Annotated in this window: 1 protein-coding gene (cut by a window edge); it reads right to left on the minus strand. The window is 50.6% G+C overall.

The features are described 5' to 3' along the window. Positions 1-17,386 carry the 3' end of a non-ribosomal peptide synthase/polyketide synthase gene (locus tag ACTJJS_RS30745; protein ID WP_440667603.1) on the minus strand. Its footprint extends 18,131 nt past the window's final position, so only the last 17,386 of its 35,517 coding nucleotides appear in the window; the start codon falls outside the window, past its right edge; the stop codon is at positions 1-3.

The raw sequence follows: 17,386 nt of genomic DNA on the forward strand, positions 1-17,386 counted from the left end.
TCAGTGCGCATCGTTACCAGGTGTTTCAAGGTTAGTCATAATGTGCCGGGCCAATATAGCAGCGTTGTCATCTTTAATCATTGAGAAGTGGCTACCCGGCGTAGTAACCGTTGTTACCTTATCTGTATGGTCCTCCCATCCCAGGCTGTCTGCCGCATATCCCTCCCATCCTGCTTCTTCGGCTTTTACCACCAGCAGGGGTGCGTGAATACTACCGCTAACCGTATACTGGTCCAACACCCTGGCATTATTGATCCTGAGATATTGCATACTAAGGGCAAATTCCAGCTGCTCCAGTTTATCCGGAGATACTTTGTCCTTTATCAAACCGGTGATGTACGGGATGATCTCATTTACCGCCAGTGCAGCAGTACCCTGGGTAATCATCAGGCGAAGATCAGGCAGTGAAACGGTATTGTTTCTTTCCAAAATTTCGATGGCCGCTTCCTGTAACAGCTCCTTGATCAGCACCGCATAGTTGCCGTCTGTCACTATTTTTTCAGGATGTGCGTCGGCATCCAGTATGACTATAGACTCAACCGCTTCACCGGCGGCTTCCAGTTGCCGGGTCATTTCGTAGGCAACATAACTGCCGAAGGAATGCGCCATGAGGCGGTATGGCCCCGAAGGTTGCACCTGCTTCATCCACTGAATACATTGTGAGGCAATAGTAGCCATATCTTCCGGTGCAGGCTCCCCTTTCACTGTTCCGGGCAGTTGCAGGCCATATATGGCGCCTGCCTCATTCAATGCATGGGCAAGCGTATCATAGCCCTCACTGAAGCCGTCCGTACCTGGCAGTATAAAGGCAGGTAGTCCCGGTGAAAGCTTGTTTAAAAGAACAAGATGCTTTTTATCATATGCCGCATTATTACCCGTCACGTTCAGCGTTACCGCTCCATTTCTTTCCAGGCAGGCACACAGGGAGGCGATAGTCGGGTATGCAAAAATATCCCGGAGCAACACATCTGTCTGCCATTCCTGTCTTATGCTTGTTATCAGGCGGACCGTCAAGAGGGAATGTCCGCCCAGCTCAAAGAAATTGTCATCGATACCTACGCTGGCCATTCCCAGTAATTGCTGCCAGATGTCTGCCATCTTTTGCTCCATGCCATTGCGCGGGGCCGTATAAGCGCTTGTACGTAGTTCCCTGGCATCAATGGCGGACAATGTGGTCCTGTCTATCTTACCATTTGTGGTGAGCACAAATTTATCGACCTCCACAAACACAGCAGGAATCATATAAGCCGGCAGTTTACTGCTCAACCATGACACCACGGCTGTTTTGCTGAATTGCTCTTCCGGCACAACATAGGCTACCAGGTACCGGCTGCCGGCCGTATCTTCGGGCGCCAATACTACTGCCTGTTTCACCAGCGGACAACCAGCCAGCACTTTTTCCACTTCTTCCAATTCTATGCGGTAACCACGGACCTTCACCTGGTTATCTGACCTTCCCTGGAACAGGAGATTACCGTCCGGCAACCATTTGCCGATGTCCCCGGTCCGGTATAGCCTTGCTCCGGGCCTGCCGCTATAAATATCCTGTACGAATTTTTCGGCTGTCAGCACATCTCTGTTGAGGTAACCGCGGGCCACTCCATCCCCGCCGATATAAATTTCGCCGGGAACACCAGCCGGAAGCAGGTCGCCCCGTTTATCCAGCACATATACCTGCGTATTGTCCAACGGCTTCCCGATAGGCATCTCGGATGTACTGAGAGCGCCTGGTTTATAAAGATACGCAGTAGCCACCACCGTCGTTTCCGTAGGCCCGTATTCGTTATAGAAACTGGTGTTGCCTGCCCATTGGTCTGCCAGTTCAACTGTACATGCCTCCCCGCCTACTACGATATTACGTAAACGGCCGTAGTTACTGCACGGCGAAATGCTGCTCAGCAGCCCCGGTGTCACGTCCAGATGGGTGATGTCTTCGCTTAGAATGACATCCATAAACGAACGCTGGTCTAACAGCGTCTCCTTCGAGATCAGTACGAGTGTGGCGCCACCTGTCAATGCCAGGAAGATTTGTTCTACCGCCGCATCGAAGGTAAAGCTGGCCGTTTGCAGGATACGGTCATGGCTGGTGATCCGGAACTCGCGCATCCGGCAGTTCAGCATATTCATCACCGCACCGTGTTCTATCAGCACCCCTTTGGGACGGCCGGTAGAACCGGACGTATAAATTACATATGCCAGCTGTTTTGCGTGATATGTTGTTCCGGGCATTGTCACCGGGCAGGCAGCAATTTTCCGCCTGTGGGCATGCAGGTCTATCAGCATTATTTTCTCATCGGCGCCCGTTAGGGGCATGTCCTGATGGCCGGTCACAACAATTTCCGCCGCCGTATCTTCCAATATGGCCCTGATGTGCTCCGCAGGGTATTCCGGATCGATGGGGACATACGCCGCGCCAGCTTTCAGGATTCCCAGTATTCCGATGATCATTTCAACAGACCGGGTGATGCATAAAGGCACGAGCATGCCTTCCCGCACTCCTTTACCGGACAGATAGCGGGCCAGCTGGTTAGAACGTTCGTCCAGTTCGCGGTAAGTAAGACTTTGGGCTTCAAACACCAGCGCAACAGCAGCCGGCGTAAGCGCTACCTGGCGGGCAAAACGTTCCACCAGCAACGTATCGCTGTTATCAGCAACAGCCGTGTCGTTAAATGCACGCAGCAGCAGGTCCTGTTCAGCAACGGATATCACGTCCAGGTTGTTTACCGGCTGATGGTACCGATGCAGGTAACAGTCCATAACCGCTTCAAAGTAACCGTGCCATGTTTCCAGCGATTTGCCCGCTTTCAGTTTTCTTCCGAGGTTATAGATGATGATTAATTCATTACCAGTCACACTAACTGTAAAATCAAGGTAGGTATTCGTTTTACCATAACCTTCCACGCCTTCCGCCACGCCGCCTGCATCTTCAAAGTCAAACAATCCCTCCTGCAGATCATCCAGTACGTGGAAGTTGACAAAATTGAACAACACATCAAAGAACGGATTTCCCTGGTGGCCCTGTTCACCTGCCGCTTTGGTGATGTCCAGCAAACTGGACCTGTTTCGCTGCTTCATGATCGTCAGCTTGTTTTCAATTTCCTCAAAATATTCTTTCCAGGTAGTAACCCCATCTGCAGCCATATAACGGAAAGGAAGCGTATTCAGGAAGCAGCCCAGTAGTTTCTCACCATCTTCCCTCAACGGTCTGTTATTGTCTACAACGCCCAATGTCACCTCATTTTCATAGGTAAACATACCCAACACATGAATGAAGGCGCCCAGGAACAGCGATTTCAGAGAAATGCCATCTTCTTTTGCGCGGCTCTTCAGTGTATTCAACAAGACCGTATTATGGCTTTTTACCAATGTTTCACTGGTTTCTTCCGATGAGAATATATCCAGGCGCTTATAACCGTCCAATTCATTTTTCCAGTAGGTTAATTCCTCCGTATTACGCTTCGCCACCATACTATCTACAATGAAATCCCGGTAGGTGCATTTCAGCGCCGGCAATGCAGGTATTTCCGGTTGTTTTTCCAGCTGCAGGTAAAGGTTATTCAGTTCCGTTTTGAGCGAAGCCTCGCTCCATCCGTCAATGATGGCATGATGACACTGGAACAGCAACCCCGTAGCTCCCCGGAGATGAAACACCGTAACCCTCCACAGCGGTTTCCCCATTTCAAAAGGCTCGGCACGTTCGATGGCCTGGTAGGTATTAATGTAATCCTTCACTGCCTTGTTATCATGCTGCGACAGATCTATATAGTCAATTTTCACCGGTACCGTTTTATAGACAATCTGTACGCCTTCTTCCCGGACGCTGAAATCGAAAGCTGTTCTCAGGATACTGTGTTTGGCCACCATCAGCTTCCAGGCCTGTTCAAACGCACGCTTATCAAGGTTATCAGGCATGAGGATACCTATCTGGTCATGATATATCCCTTTGTCGGGATATAACAGTGACGCATATACCATTCCGCTCTGAATATCGCTCATTGGATATACGTCCTCTATCAGGGCAGCATCCGGCCTGTTTTGCAGCACTTCCTGCTTCAGGGCGGCAATTTCAGCTTCCACTTCCTGGTGAATGTCACCAGGACCGGCAGCTGCATTGTTTCCGAGCAGGGCCACCAGTTTTTCAATAGTAGCCGCCTGATAGATATCGGCCAGTTTCACTTCTTTTCCAAAGGCTTTACGCATCCTGCTCACCAGGGTAATGATCATGATGGAATCACCACCCAAATGGAAGAAATCATCGTGTATGCCTACCTGTTCCACGTCCAGGATTTCCTTCCATATATCAACCAGTTTCTGTTCCGCCTCATTACGGGGCGCCGCCACCGTGTCGCCGGTGGTAAGCGGCTGGTCAGGATCAGGCAATGCCTTTTTATCTACTTTACCATTGGATGTCAGCGGCAGAACAGCTATTTCAATCAGCTGCGAAGGCACCATGTATTCCGGAAGATGCACTTTCGCATAGTCTGTAATAGCGGATGCATCAAATACCCCTGCCGGAACAATATATGCCAGCAGACGCTTATTGTTCTCTTTTCCTGACACCACTACTACTGCCCTGTTCACCTGTTCGTGCTGTTGCAGTACCTTCTCTATTTCTCCCAGTTCAATCCTGAACCCGCGGATCTTTACCTGATCGTCGATCCTGCCCAGGTACTCGATGTTGCCATCAGGCAACCAGCGCCCTAAGTCACCTGTGCGATACAAGCGGCTTCCGGGATCTGTACTGAAAGTGTTCTTTACAAATTTCTCCGCTGTCAGCTCCGGTCGATAGAGATATCCGCGGGCAAGGCTGGTCCCTCCTATGCATATTTCCCCGGCGACCCCTATCGGGCAAAGCCTGTTGTTTTCGTCACGGATATAGACTTCTATATTGTTTACCGGCTTACCGATGACAACCATATCCTCTTTCAGCGGATCATCGGCGAAAGTAGTCAGTACGGTGTTTTCCGTAGGCCCGTAACAGTTAATCACCCTTATTCCTTTTGCCTGCAGGTACCTTGTATCTTCTTTGATCATCGGTTCCCCGGCAGACACAATGGTAGTCACCGTGTCCAGCTCATCCTTGATTGTATGCAGGTAAGAAGGCGTTACCACGATGACCGATACGTCGCGCTTTCTTATCAAAGTTGTAATCCCCTGTACAGACAGCAGCTCTTCCTGCCGCGGCAGGACAATGCAACCTGCACTCAATAAGGTATTAAATATTTCATAGCAGGAAGCATCGAAGCCCAGTGCGGCAAACTGCAACGTTTTCATGCCCGGGTACAGTTTCAGTCGTACTATCTGGTCAGCAGTAAGGTTCAGTACCCCTCTGTGCTCAATCATCACCCCTTTGGGATTACCTGTACTGCCCGATGTATAGATGACATATGCCAGGTTACGGGATGTGATGTCAACAGCAAACGCCGATTCCGGCATAGCACTGATCCGCGACTGGTGATCGTCCAGGTTGATCACGGTAAGTCCCTGCGGCAACTGCAACTGCGGGTCCATTTCCCCGGCAGTAATCAATACCGCCGCTTTACTGTCATCCAGGATATAGTTAATTCTCGCCGGCGGGTAAGTAGGATCAATAGGCAGGTATGCCGCTCCCGCTTTCAGGATGCCCATTATGCTCACGATTACATCCGGTGAACGTTGCATACATACAGCCACCAGCATTTCCTCTTTTATGCCTTTACCGTTAAGATAATGTGCAAGCTGATTGGACCGGACGTCCAGCTCACGATAGGTCATTTCCCGGTCATCAAAAGCCACGGCAAGGTTGTCCGGATAAAGACCTACCTGTTTCTCAAAAACAGCCATGATCGTATTTTCTTCCGGCAGCGGAGCGGCGGTGGCGTTAAATGTTTCCAGTAGTTGCGCCTCTTCCGCAGCAGACATCAGGGCAATGTCAATCAACCGGCATCCGGAATGACTGATGATATACCTTAATATTTGTTCGAAATGGCGGCACAATTGTGTGATATAAGTATCCGGCAGTAAAATAGCATTATACTTAAACACAATACGGACTTCCTCTTCTATGGTGATGGCCAGTCCCAGGGGATAGTTGGCGTGGTCCTTTCCACTGACGTCGCCTATATCCAGGTTCCATTCCCGGGTGGACAGTAATTGACCCACCGGATAGTTTTCGAATACCAGGAAGGTATCAAACAGGTCGCCGGATATACCAGCCCATTGCTGGCTGTCGTTTAACGACGTGTGCTGGTGGGTGCGCATCTGCGCCTGTTCATCCTGCAGCTGTTGCAACCAACCGGCCACAGGCTGCTGTTCATCCACCTTCACATGTAATGGCAGGGTATTGATATACATGCCCACACGTTTTTCCACTCCGGCCAAATCTCCCGGCCTGCCAGACACCGTAACACCATAAGCGATATGATCATTACCGGTATAACGGTATAACAGATACGCCCACACGCCCTGCATCAGGGTATTAACCGTAAGGCGCTCCTTCCGGGCGTAAGACAGTATATGCCGGGTAGTACCCGCATCCAGCACCAGCGGTTTGATCCGGAAATCGCCCAGACCTTTTGTTCTTTCGGTTGAAGCCTTAACGATCGGTAATAAGGTGGCCTTGGTAATTCCTGCCAGGTATTGCTGCCAGAATGAAATTTCGTCTTCCTTGTCACGGCGTTCTATAAAACGGATATACTCTTCGTAGCTGTCTTCGCCATCAGCCGCCACCACGCCGCCTGTCAGCAACAATTCATAAGCCTGCAACAATTCTTCCAGCAATACAGGTATCGACCAGCCGTCCAGCAGCAGGTGATGGTAGGTCCATATCATCCTGTACCTGTCTTCCGATAACCGTATAAAGGCCAGACGCATCAGCGGCGCTTCTTTAAAATCAAATACACGACCGTGGTCTTCTGTTTCAAATTGCTGCCAAGCAATGGCCTGCGCGGTTTCATCCATGTGACGGCAGTCCAGCATCGTCACGGGCATCTGCACGTCCCGGTATACTACCTGCACGGGTATACTAAAATCGTTGGCATAAAATGCGCTGCGCAGAATACTATGCCGGCGTACCAGGTGCTGCCAGCTTTCCACCATCGCCTGCACATTGAGTTGTCCCAGCTCACAGCTGAACTGCTGCATATACATACCTGCCCCGGAAGCATATAAACTATGGAACAGCATACCTTCCTGCAGACCGCTCAACCGGTACATGCCAGCTACCTGGCCGCGTCTTGGCGCTCCGCGGTAAGAAGCGTCCATGAAAGCGTCCAGCTCTTCGTTGCTGATTTCCCTGCCCAGGCCGTAATCCGAAGGTGTAAACACCGTCGTTTTCTGTGATGCGCAATGGGTAATCAGCGAGGTAAGATGTCCAATAAACGTCTCTGCCAGTTGTCCTACACTGGCCGCTTCGTAATGTTTACTGCTGTACCTCCACTGGAACACCAGCTCTCCGCCCTGCACCATACCACTGACAGACAATTTTTCTCTCACTGCAAAGTCTGCCGCCACAGGGTCTCCGGATGGTTCCGTGGTAAAATTGATATAGCCGTCGCGGTTAACGAGGTTATCCGACTGCCCCAGATAGTTGAACGTAACATCCCAGGGATCTTCTCCCTGCAAAGCAGTTGTCTTATTGAGGTATTTCAATACACCGTAACCGATGCCTTTGTCCGGCACCTGACGTAACTGCTCTTTCACCGCTTTGAGTAAATCGCCGGCCTGCTTGCCATCTTCCGTTTCCAGCAAAACAGGATACAGGCTGGTAAACCATCCAACGGTACGGCTGACATCTATGCCGGAAGCAATATCTTCCCGGCCATGTCCTTCCATTCCGACAATAACACTGCCGGTCCCATTCCATGCAGACAGCGTAAGACCCAGGGCTGTTAATAAAACATCATTGATTTCCGTGCGGTACGCATGAGACACCTGCTGCAATAAACGTTGTGTCTGGGCGGTGTCCAGGCGGACTTCAACATTACCTATGTCCGTCAACGTTACCCTTCCGGCATAAGCATGATCAACACGCAAAGGAGCATGATGCCGCACCATATCTTCCCAATAGGGCTGTTGGTCCAACAGCCGACGGCGCCGGCCATAAGCTGTCAATGCCTGGTACCATTCGCGGTAAGAGCTGCCTTTACGGGCCTGTATCGCAGACACATCCCCTTTCAGCAACAGTTCCAGGTCTTCCAACAGGATGCGCCAGGACACCCCGTCCACCGCCAGGTGGTGAATAATGATCAACAACCGGTTGCGCGCCTCACTGCCAGGTGTTAAAAACAATACCGTACGAACCAGTATTCCCTGTTCAATGTCAAGGCTGCGCTGGTACTGGTCGCCATACGCCGCTATCTTTCCAGACAGCTCGTCCTGCCCTACGGATTGCAGATCGACGACTTCCAGCTCACCTTCATAAGCACCATAAGTTTGCTCCCAGCTTTCACCACTACGGGTATACGTAAAACGCAGGACATCGTGATAGCTCACCAGTTGCCTGATGGCAGAGGATAAACCTGCGATATCTACCTGTTTATCTATTCCCAATAAAACGTGGTGATTAAAATGAGATTCAGCAGTATCCGATAATTCAAAATACCATTGTTGGATGGGTAATAAGCCACTGCTGCCTGTCAGCAAGCCTTGCTCCCCTGAGACAACATTCTCCTTTTGAGACAACAGACGGGAAGAAAGCCCGGCTATCGTCTGGAAGGTGAACAGGTCTTTGGGCTGTAAGGCGTATCCATAGCGTTTGGCACGGCTCACCACCTGAATGGAGATGATGGAATCACCGCCTAATTCAAAGAAGTTATCATTCCGGCCTACCTGTTTTACATTCAGCAATTCTTCCCATATGCCCGCCAGTTGTTGTTCCGTATCATTAACCGGGGCCACATAGGCCTGCCGGTGTAATGCGCCTGCATCCGGGTCCGGAAGTGCCTGTTTATCCAGTTTACCGTTGATGGTCAACGGTAAGGCTGCCAGTTCGACCAGCAACGCCGGCACCATATATTCAGGAAGCCTTTCCTTTAAGAAGGCGGTCACCGCTTCCCGGTTAAAATCGCCGGCAGGCACCACGTAGGCCACCAGCCGTTTATGTCCTTTATCGTCTGTTTTAACAAGAACTACCGCTTCCTGTATCTGTGGGTACTGCCGCAGAACATAGGCTATTTCTTCGGGTTCTATGCGGAAACCGCGCACCTTCACCTGGTCGTCAGCCCGGTCAAGGTATTCGATATTACCGTCCGGTAGCCATCTCACCTGGTCACCGGTGCGGTACCAACGGCCGGCAATATCTTTCAATGATACGAACCGTTTCCCAGTCTCTTCGCTGTTATTGATATACCCCAGTGAAACACCGTCGCCGCCGATATATAGCTCTCCCGCTACCCCTACCGGCGCCAGCTGTAAATGCTCATCCAGCACCAGCGCTTTGGTATTTGCCAGCGGACGGCCGATGGGCACCGGCATTCCTTTCGTTACCCTGTTGATAGGATGACAAACGGCATATACCGTTGTTTCCGTAGGGCCATACCCGTTAATTAACCTGTTCGGGCCGAGCAAAGCGAAAGCTTTCCCGATATGCCACGGCGACAGTTTTTCTCCGCCAACCATCAGCTTCCTGAACGGTTTTAATCCATCGATACAGCTATCTACGAAATTGTTAAAAAGTGCGCTTGTCAGGAAACTGAACGTTATCTGCTGCCGGGCGATAATATCCGAAAGCGCAAATACATCTGAAGCGGCATCTTCGTCTATCAGGCAAAGCGTAGCACCGCGCAGCAAAGCGCCATATATATCGTAGGTAGAACCGTCAAATGCGTAATTAGACCATTGCAATACCCGGTCTTCAGGCACAATGGCAATATCGCCCGGGTCATATACCAGCTTCACAATATTCCTGTGGCAGACGGCTGTGCCTTTAGGTTTGCCGGTAGTACCGGAAGTATACATAACATATACACGGTCGTCTGCCGTGGCCTGTGTCTCAACAGGGAGCGCCGGATAACCTTCGGCGGCTGCTATGTTCAGCCCTGTAAGATGTGCCTCCAGGCCCGATGCGGCATACAACGAACTGTCCGTGTACAGTACGTAAGATATGTCCGCATCTGCCACCATCAGTTGCAGCCGTGCCGGAGGATACGTTATATGAAGCGGTACATAGGCATTGCCACTTTTCAGGATACCCCACATGCCTATCAGCATTTCAGGGCTACGGTAGGCCAACAGCGCGATATTACGGCCGGTCGCACAGCCATTGGCGGCCAAATACCCTGCTACCTGGTTGGAACGTTCGTCCAGTTCGCGGTAAGTAAGCTGCCGGTCGCCAAAAGTGATGGCCACCTTATCAGGAGATAATTGCACTTGTTCCCTGAACAGGGCTGTCACTGTTTTATCCGCAGGATAAGTAACAGTCGTACCATTAAAGGTTTCCAGCAGTTGTTGTTGCTGTTCGCCGGTCAGTAGTGTAATATCTTCCAGCCTGCCCGAAGGGTGGTCAATGATCTGGTCCAGCACCTGTACAAACTGGTCCTGTATCTGGAGAATATAGTCTTCGGTCAACAGATCAGCATTATACTGGAACTCGATGTTTGTTTCTTCTCCCGAAACAATAATGATAGTCAACGGGTAGTTGGTATGGCTCTGCCCCTCGCCCTGCACAATATCCACTATCCAGGAATGGGACAGTAACGTTTTGTTTACCGGGTAATTTTCAAATACCAGTAACGTATCAAACAGTTCGCCCTCAACAGCGGCGCCCCGCACGCTCTCTTTCAACGGCACATGCTGATATTTGCGGCTTTGCACCTGTTCCAGCTGTAGTTGCTGCAGCCATTCGGTCACACGCTGTTCTCTTTTCACGCCTGTACGCAACGGCAGCGTATTAATATACATCCCTACCCTGCGTTCCACGCCCGGCAGATCATCCGGCCGGCCGGCGACCGTTACGCCAAAGGCAATATATGCATTACCGGTATAGCGGTGCAACTGGTAACTCCACACGCCCTGCATCAGGGTATTAATGGTAATATGCTGTTGCTGTACATAAGATAGGATGCTCTTTGTCTTATTATGGTCCAGCGTCAGTATGCGGCTTTTGAAAACGCCGGCCCCGCTTGTTCTTTCCGCCCCGCTGTCAATAAACGGCAATAAAGTACCGGTGGTAATATCAGACAGATACTGCTTCCAATAGGTAGCTGCCGCAGGTTTATCAGCACGCTCCAGGTAACGGATATAATCTTCGTAACGGTCTTCTGCCACAGTCAACGGCGCCTTACCCGTCAACAGTTGTTCATAATTATTAATTAATCTCTCCAATATTACAGGCAATGACCAACCATCCACCAGCAGGTGATGATAGGTCCACACCAGGCGGTAACGCTCATCAGACAGGCGCACCAGCCCTATGCGCATCAGCGGCGGGGTATTAAAATCAAAGCCGCGGTCGCGCTCTGCTATTTCAAATGCACGGCATTCCTCTTCCTGCGCTGAGGCACTCAGATGACGACAATCCAATTGCCGTACCGGTATCTCCACCATATGATGCACACATTGCACCGGCACACGGAACACATCATAATAAAATCCGCTTCTGAATATGCTGTGTTCCTGCAACAAGTACTGCCAGCTCTGAATCAATGCATCGGTATTGACTTCTTTGACTTCTATCACCAGCTGTTCCGTATAGGTGTTCACTTCATCTTCATACAAACTGTGGAACAGCATGCCTTCCTGTAATCCGCTCAACCGGTATATCGCATCCGGTTGGTGTTCTTTTCCGTTTGATGTCCATCTATTGAGAAACGCATCCAGTTCCGCATTACTTACCAGCCCGGCGAGGCCATAGTCAGACGGCGTATATACCGGACCTGCAGCCGCTTGCTCTACGATGTATGTAATCAGTGATTCGAGGTCCCGTTGGTATTGTGCGGCGAGCATTTCGATGGTATCGTTATCATAATGCAGCGTGCTGTAGCTCCAGGACATCACCAGTTCTCCGCCTGCTACCATTCCATTCACCGCTATTTTCCGCCGTACTACATAATCATCGCCGGCATTAGCGCCCGTATCTTCGTCCGTAAGGTTGATCCATTTGCCCTTCTGGCCGATAGTGTCGAGTTGCCCGAGGTAGTTAAACGTAATGTCCCATGGGTCGTTACCCTGTAGTGCAGGCGTTTTATTAATATATTTAGAGACCCCGTAACCGATTCCCTTGTCGGGCACCTGCCGCAGTTGTTCTTTTATTTCACGCAGCTGCATGCCGGTATCCTGACTGTTGATATCCAGCAATACCGGGTAATGGATGGTAAACCAGCCAACTGTGCTGCTGATATCAATACCTTCCGCAATATATTCACGGCCATGGCCTTCCAGCCCTATCAATACCTGGTTGTTATTTGTCCACGACGTCAGGGTTTGCGCCAGTGCACACAGCAAAACATCGTTGATTTCCGTATGATATACAGCGGGTACTTCCTGCAACAATTTTCGTGTATGCACGGCAGATAGCCTGGTTTCACAGGTAGTCGTATCCTTTATATGCAGTAGTCCCTCATATGTTTTATCAACCGGGAGAGGCTGATATTGCTGTACCATCCGTTCCCAGTGATTTTGCTGGCTTTGCAGCCGGCTGCTGATACCATAAGCTTCCAATGCCTGGTACCATTCCCGGTAGGATGTCCCTTTCCTTCCCAGCGATACCGGCCTGCCTTGCTGCAGATCATCCAGCAATTGTTCAAGGTCGGCCAGCAAAATGCGCCAGGAAACACCATCTACTGCCAGGTGGTGGATTACCAGCAACAGCCTGTTATGTGCGGTTGCCGCAGGTGTCTGGAACAACACCGCCCGGAACAGGACGCCCTCTGCTATATTAAGGCTGCGCTGATAAACATCGCTATAGGCGGTCAGCGATTCCGGCAATTCATCCGGTGTTGCCGCCTGCAGGTCCACGATGGCCAATGCGCCTTCATAAACACCATATGTCTGTTCAGGGCCTGCCGCTCCGTTACTGTATACGAAACGCAGGCTATCGTGGTAATGCATCAGTTGCGTAATGGCCGCAGACAATACCGAGCTGCTGACACCCTTATCTATTTCCAGTAAGAAGCTCTGGTTAAAATGTGAAGCAGTCGTGTCTGCCTTTTCAAAATACCATTGCTGTACCGGCAGCAATCCGCTGTTGCCTGTGAGCATGCCCTGGTCCTGTGAGGCAGACGAAGCTCCCGCCCGCAAAGACATGACAGCTGACAGGGTGGCAATTGTCTGGTAATCGAAAAGGTCGCCTACCTGTAACTCATACCCCTTGCGTCTCACCCGGCTGACGATCTGTATGGTGATAATGGAGTCTCCTCCCAGTTCAAAAAAGTTATCATGTATACTTACCGCCGGCACGTCCAGTACTTCTTCCCAGATGCTTACCAGTACTTCTTCCAGGGTATTACGGGGTGCCACCAGGGCGTGTTGTTCCTGGTTTTCCCGGCCCGGTTCCGGCAATGACTTTTTATCAATTTTACCGTTTGCCAGCAGCGGGAACTGTGTCAGCGCCACCAGTACGGCGGGGACCATATATTCCGGCAGTTGTGCTTCCAGATAGGCCTGTATGCCTGCCCGGTCAAAATCACCTTCCGGTATCACATATCCGATCAACCGCTTATGCCCGTTACTTTCCGTTCTGACCACCACAACGCCCTGCCGCACCAGGTCACATCCATTCAGCACACGGTCTATCTCTCCGGGTTCTATCCTGTAACCTCTGATTTTCACCTGGTCATCTACCCTTACCAGGAAGACAATATTACCATCGGGCAGATACTTCACCAGGTCGCCGGTGCGATATAGTTTTGTGCCGGCGCCCTCCGCAAATGGATTATCAATAAACCGTCCTGCAGTCAGTTCTGCATTGTTTAAGTAGCCTGCCGCCACACCTTCTCCCCCGATATACAGTTCACCGGGCACACCTACCGGGCAAAGCCGGTTATCAGGGCTTACCACGTAAACAACGGTATTGGAAAACGGTTTCCCTATAGGGATACCGGTATGATAGGCGGCCTCACGGTTTACGCGGTGCAGCAGTTTTCCTATAGTCGTTTCCGTAGGACCGTAATGGTTCGCTACCTCACAGGTAGCACCAGCGTTAAAGATACTGTCCGTTACGGCCGCTTCCAGCGCCTCTCCACCAAAGACCAGCAGTTTCCGGGGAAGTAATAACCGGTCCGGGGCAGACAATCCCTTCCAGTGTGAAGGCACTATTTTGATACAGTCCACCGGATGTTTGTCCAGATATCCGAAAAGTATGTCTGTATCATTAATCGCAGCTTTCGAGAACACGTGCAGCGTCCCTCCTGTAGACAAGGCACCGAACAAAACGGTATTGCCCAGGTCTGTAGCAATGCTGGAAAGCAATCCAAACGAGCCGCAATCATCAACCGGTAAAGCGGCTTTTATGCCAAACACATAATCCATCAGGTTCTGATGGGTCACCATTACCCCTTTCGGCTTCCCGGTACTGCCTGACGTATAGATCACGTACACGAGGTCACTGCCCGCAGGTTTCTCTTCCGGGGCAATAGCCGGATACGTTGCAAGGGCGGTGCATGCTTCATCCAGTTCCAGTACAGGCGTTGCCGTTATATGACGGAACCTGCCGGCACAGCTGTTGTCTGTTATTATGATATGTGCGCCGGTATCTTCGAGTATATAATTGGTCCGTTCCTGCGGGAAATCCGGATCTACCGGCACATAGGCCCCGCCGGCTTTTAATATTCCCATTATCGCCACTATCATACCTGTGGAGCGCTCCATGCACAAGGCCACCAATGACCCTCTGCGTACGCTTTTGCTGCGTAAATAAGCCGCCAGCTGGTTGGCCCGTTCTTCAAGCATCCCGTAGGTCAATGTATTTTCTTCGTAAACGACAGCGACCGATGCTGATTTCGAAGACACCTGTGTCTCAAACAGGTCTACAATTGTGTTATGACGCGGGTATTCCACCGCCATTTTATTTCCACCGGACAGCAACCCTGCCTGTTCAGCCGGTGTCAATAGCTCAAGATCTGCCAGGGTCAGGGTATCCCGGTCAATAATCTGGTGCAGGACCGTCTTAAAATGGCCCGCTATTTTTTCTATATATAATTCGTCCAGCAACTCACTATTATAACTAAACAACAGATTGGTGACTGTTGTAATATGGACAATGATGGTCAGCGGGTAGTTGGTATGCGGATGCGTCTCCACATCGGTGATTTCCAATTTCCATTCCCTGGAATCTATCACTTCGTTAAGCGGATAATTCTGGAAAGTAATAGAGCTGTCGAATAAATCACCTGGCACGCCAGCCCACTGCTGGATTTCATTCAGCCCGGTATATTGATATTCCCGGCTCTGTATCTGATCTGTTTGCAGGTCCTGCAACCATTGCACCACCGTTTTGTTTCCCGTTACTTTTGCATGTAATGGCAGTGTATTGATATACAACCCTACCCGTTGCTCTACGCCCGGCAGGTCCTCAGGCCGGCCGGAGACGGTAACACCATAGGCAACATCCTGATGACCGGTATAACGGTATAACAGGTACGCCCATACGCCTTGTACCAGTGTGCTGGCGGTAACATGGTGACGCTGCACGTAATCTGCCAGTTGGGCGGTAACAAAGCTATCGAGTAGTATGTTCTTTCCTTTGTATACCCCTACCCCTTTTGTTCTTGATGCAGTGGCATTGATAAACGGCAGGAGCGTACCTTCTTCTATACCTGCCAGGTAATTTTTCCAATACAGGGATATATTCTCTTTGTCCTGCCGGTCCAGGTAACGAATATAATCTTCATATCGATCTTCAGCGCCTGCTGCCACTTGTTTTCCGGTTACCAGTGCTTCATAGGTGTTGAGCAATTCCCCTACGAGTACCTGTAAAGACCATCCGTCAAATAAAATATGGTGTGATGTCCACAGCATCCGGTATTTATTTTCCTCCAAACGCACCAGCGTAATGCGCATCAGCGGCGCTTCCTTAAAGTCAAACCCCTGCCGCAGATCAGCTGTTTTATACTCCAGGAATGCTGCTGCCTGGGCCGCTTCATCCATTCCACGGTAATCCAGCACCATTACAGGCAACTCGGCGTCTTTGTATACGCACTGTACCGGAATATCAAAGTCGTCATAATAAAAACCTGTGCGCAAAATGCTATAACGCTGTAGCAAATAATTCCAGCTCTCTCTAAAGCTATCTTCCTTCAGATGCAACAGCTCACACACAAACTGTTCTATATAGGTTCCTACCTGCTCATCATACAGGCCATGGAACAACATACCTTCCTGCAAACCGCTTAACCTGTACATGCCCGCTACCTGACCGCGTCTTGGCGCTCCCCGGTAAGAAGCGTCCAGGAAGGCATCCAGCTCCTCGTTGCTGATTTCCCTGCCCAGGCCATAATCTGAAGGTGTAAAGACCGTCGTTTCCTGCGATGCGCAATGGGCTATCAGCGAGGTAAGACGCTGGATAAATGTTTCTGCCAGATGTTCCACACTTGCTGCATCGTAATGTTTGCTGCTGTATTTCCACTGAAACACCAGTTCTCCGCCCTGCACCATACCGCTGACCGCTAATTTTTCCTTTACTGCGAAGTCTGCTGCCACCGGATCTCCGGATGGTTCTGTGGTGATATTGATATAACCTTCCCGGTTAACAACATTATCCGACTGACCAAGGTAGTTGAACGTAACATCCCAGGGGTCTTCTCCCTGCAAGGCCGCCGCCTTATTGATATATTTCAATACACCATAGCCAAGTCCCTTGTCCGGCACCCGGCGCAGCTGTTCCTTTATTGCTTTTAATAGCGCGCCGTCCTGCTGGTCACCTTCCAGCTCCAGTAAAACAGGATACAGGCTGGTAAACCATCCTACGGTACGACTGATATCCACACCGGGAACAATATCTTCCCGGCCATGTCCTTCCAGGCCGATAACGATACGACCGGTATTATTCCATGCTGACAACGTCAGTCCCAGTGCTGTTAATAAAACATCATTGATTTCTGTATGGTACGCATGGGACACTTCCTGTAACAAACGTTGTGTCTGGCCGGCATCCAACCGGATGGTGTAATTACCTATATCCGAGGCCGTTACCGCTCCTTTATAAGCATGATCAACACGCAAAGGAGTAACATTTTGCACTACACCTTCCCAATAAGGTTGCTGGTCCAACAGCCGGCGGCGCCGGCCATAAGCTGTCAATGCCTGGTGCCATTCGCGGTAAGAGCTGCCTTTACGGGCCTGTACCGCAGACACATCCCGTTTCAGCAACAATTCCAGGTCTTCCAGCAGGATACGCCAGGACACCCCGTCCACCGCCAGGTGGTGAATAACGATCAACAACCGGTTACGCGCTTCACTGCCAGGTGTTAAA

This window comes from Chitinophaga sp. 22308 (genome assembly GCF_052045305.1).
In the GTDB taxonomy this organism is placed as follows: Bacteria; Bacteroidota; Bacteroidia; order Chitinophagales; family Chitinophagaceae; genus Chitinophaga; species Chitinophaga varians_A.